This is a genomic window from Candidatus Cardinium sp. cBcalN2 (assembly GCF_022810445.1).
Classification (GTDB): domain Bacteria; phylum Bacteroidota; class Bacteroidia; order Cytophagales; family Amoebophilaceae; genus Cardinium.
This window is the reverse complement of record NZ_JAACGD010000037.1, coordinates 1-3,701: the sequence shown is the minus strand read 5'-3', so window position 1 is coordinate 3,701 and position 3,701 is coordinate 1. Positions and strand designations below refer to the sequence as shown.

The window sequence follows — 3,701 nt, the reverse complement described above, 5'->3', positions numbered from 1 at the left end:
AGGGTTAAGCTAAGTCAACGTATCTGTTCATGACACTGGTAAAAAATGAATTTTTGAAAGCTACTTTTTTATCAAGAAAAAAGTAACAATAAAGATCCATTTTTTACCAATGTCATGAACAGATACTCCTGATTGCATGCTGGTAGTAGATTGGAATCGTCCATATGAATCATCTCTAATTTAGACTAGTCTTTTATAAATTACGGAACATTGGCTGTTATTGCCTGCTTCATGTCTTGGGTCAACTGTTTCACATTACCGCTATCTATGCATTTGGCTAATTTTATCATGATGGGTGATTGTTTAATACAATTTTTATCTTTAGACGTATTTTGCAGTTCAACTAAATCACTATAATCCTGTACATATTTTTCATGCACTGGCGCTGCTTTAGAATGTACGTCTTTTAGCTCCTTTTGAGGATTAGGATTGGAATCGAATATTGTAACCAGCTGGTCAGCTGTTTTATAGAAATCGCTTAATGTGTTTACTATATTTGCATAGTAGTTGTCGTTTTTATGACTTTCACTTTCAACATCTTCTGGATTTGATTCAAGATTTTGCTCTTTTCCTATACCTGTTTCATTTGCTTGAGGTTGCTGGTTTATATTGAGTCCTTTAGGAGACAAGTCCTCTCCATTTGATTCAATATGGCCTCCGTTTGTAGCATACACTTGGGGTGAAGTAGATGGCTGACCTACATCAGATGAAGTTTTTTGAACAGTTGACAATATAGTAGTTGGCATGCTAGTTTGCTCTTTTCCTATACTTGTTTCTTTTGCTGGAGGTTGCTGGTTTATATTGGGGCCTTTAGGAGACAAGTCCTCTCCATTTGATTCAAGATCGTCTCCGTTTGTAGCATACACTTGAGGTGGAGTAGATGGCTGACTTGCATCAGTAGATGGCTCAACTACATTAGATGAAGTTGTTTCAAGAGTTGAAAGTATAGTAGCTGGCATGCTAGTTTGCTCGTTTTCTATACCTGTTTCGTTTGCTGGAGGTTGCTGGTTTATATTGCGCCTTTTACTAGACCGGGACCTTTTATTTTTAGTAGTTGCTTTCTTAGGTAGCCCGTTAGGAACCGGTTTTGGGTCTGAGTCGAAGCAGCTTTGCCCAACTACCCCTACTACTGCCATAGCTAAGTAAAATAAAGTACCTTTAGCGAAAGTTTTCATACTGATTTTTAATGATTGAATCGATGCTTATATCTACCACTTGAGGCATAAGCTATAAGCCTATAAGTTGCCAATGGTAATACCTCTTTAGATGAGGCTGATAGTTAAATTAACTACCACTATGCTGCTACAAGTCTATCCTAAAGTATTTTCAGAGAAAGGGCATTTTTTAGTTGATTGCTGCCACAGTAGTGCATAGATACATCTTGAAAGCTGGGCAATAAGATTCCACTCTATACAAACTGAAGCAAAAATGCCCATGATGCCTTACATCAAGATGGTTAAGTATAAAAATTAACTCATTATAGTCATTATGTTACAACCGACATTCCTCACAAAAATTTTTAGTTATTCATTTAATAAATTTATATAATCTATTAAAATATCTCTAAGCCAGCTTTTTATGTTCACAGTTCCCCTAAAGCAGGCTGCCTTTTTCAACAATTGCCATAAAAACTAAGACCCTTTATAAACTTCATCGCCTTAGTTATAAAGCGTTTAATAAAACCTATTGAAGGCTAAGCGGAGAAATTTCTGATCTTCACTCCTTGAGTCTATATTTTTATTGTTGATAGTCAATGATTTAATAAATAAAAAATAAATTTTTTTGTGCGAAATGTCGTTTATAACCAATTATCTATCTAATTTTAGTTAATTAAGAGCTACATCATTCGGGCCAACCATTGAGTTGCTTGTATCCATCAGCTGAAGATACTTAGTCGTACTCCATTTGCAATTATCTATAAGTTTAGTGAAATTCCCATCAGATTGTTTTATGATGGCTTCTACGAATTCTTTAAATTGGGCTGATCCTATTTTATCTGGATCTCCCCCTATTTTTTCTATAAATCCACAATCTTGCTTTGCTAATGAATATAATTCTTCTTGGTTTGATGTTAGTGAATTGTATGCTGCGTAGCCTATTGTTCCTGATAATCCTATTCCTGCTCCTACGAGTATTGCTAACACTGTTTTGGAACATGCTTCTGGATAGGCCTTACAGCATTCATAAATACATTGCCCCGTATTATATATTTTCTGATATGTAGCAGCCAACAGCTTGGCCCCTGTTTCAGAACTCAATCCGGCAAGTGCGGCAGACGCAACACCACCATACAATAAGTTAATCGGCATGGGTAATGGTGCATAATAGGCGACCAAACTTCCTATACACGTGATACCTATATTTTTCCAGATGCCATCAGAAGTATAGCTTTGGTTAGAAGATGATTTTGCACCCTCTGGCGTTGTAGGCTTTGCAGTATTATGCTGATCCGTTAAAAGTTGCTTAGGTTGGTTGTTTCCATAATTCGTAAAATTACGATGCTTTACTTGGTATAACTTAGATTCATTTTCACTTTGCTCGTTCACCCCATTTATAGTCTTTATACCAGAACACCCGCTTAATAAGCATATAGATAGTAACCATACAAATCGCCTGTAACTACCTTTTATGTTACTATATTTGGTGATAAAGCAATTTAGCCTATCTTTTATAATTTTATTTTTTGTCATATTTGTCATGGATTTATTTTTTTAGATTATATAATATTAGTATTTGCTCCTATAAATTAGGAATGAACAGGAATATTAAGGCTCACAATCATAAATTTATTTGCAGATTATCTATTTTATATCTAAATTTAGATATGATAAAAAATCACAAATCGTAGATTTGTGGCTTATGTTATAAGCCAGCTAAGAACCAACTAACATACAGGTAGTAAAACTTTTATATAGACTTAGTATAACGCCCTGCTGGTCAAGTTGATAAGCATATTATGCATTCTTAATATTAACCTTCCTTATATTCAAACTTAGGTTTTAAGCAATACCTCCAATGAGATAGTACGTTAAATACGGGTCATCATTAACCATAAAAGATTCAATAACTTTCCTCTGTATTTAACTATGCAAATATAACAAAATTTATTCATAAATACCAAAACTTTATCCTGTATTGAATTGAAGTTAGTAATAAAATTTAGTCACTAGGTACAAAGAGATGACTCCTTCTAAGAATCTATTACCTCTCTGGGAATGAGGCCGTTGTGATAAGTTGATAGTATAATTGTGGTATTGGTTCCAGTGTTATTTTTTTTGATTTTTTGGGCTAAGGGTATCTGTTCCCGACTTGAGTAAAAAAGGCTTTTTTATCTCCCTTTTTTACCAAGCAAAAAGTAAAAAGGAAAATGAACTCACCATTGTATCGGGACTAGATATAAAAAGAAAAAAATGCCTTGTAACTTAGTTGGTTGGCTTGAGTGGTATAACAATACTGTTAAAAACAGTAAGTACATACCAAAAAAATCAATATGATTTAATCACTTTTAAAGTATCTGTTCATGACATTGGTAAAAAATGAATCTTTATTGTTACTTTTTTCTTGATAAAAAAGTAACCAAAAAATCAAGCCCTCAGTAAAAAGTTGCAGCAATCACCTGTTAGAGCTGTAAAAACAGAACTCACCCGCTGCGCGGGTTCAAACAAGCTGTTTTTCTAATCAGCTTTAATAGGTGATTGCCC

At 34.3% G+C, this 3,701-nt stretch carries 2 protein-coding genes; both read right to left on the bottom strand.

Features of this window, described 5'->3' with window-relative positions:
* Positions 1-200: 200 nt before the first annotated feature.
* Entirely contained in the window at positions 201-1,175 is a 975-nt protein-coding gene (locus tag MUW74_RS01235) for a hypothetical protein (protein ID WP_243519031.1), read from the bottom strand.
* Between the two features lie 651 nt (positions 1,176-1,826).
* Positions 1,827-2,699 carry a hypothetical protein gene (locus MUW74_RS01230; RefSeq protein ID WP_243553027.1) on the bottom strand — a complete coding sequence of 291 codons (873 nt, stop codon included), beginning with the start codon at positions 2,697-2,699 and terminating at the stop codon, positions 1,827-1,829.
* Positions 2,700-3,701: the final 1,002 nt, after the last annotated feature.

What these genes read in the sequence shown, in the direction of transcription:
- MUW74_RS01230 (WP_243553027.1), bottom strand. Translation starts at nt 2,699, where the DNA reads ATGACAAATATGACAAAAAATAAAATTATAAAAGATAGGCTAAATTGC.
- MUW74_RS01235 (WP_243519031.1), bottom strand. Translation starts at nt 1,175, where the DNA reads ATGAAAACTTTCGCTAAAGGTACTTTATTTTACTTAGCTATGGCAGTA.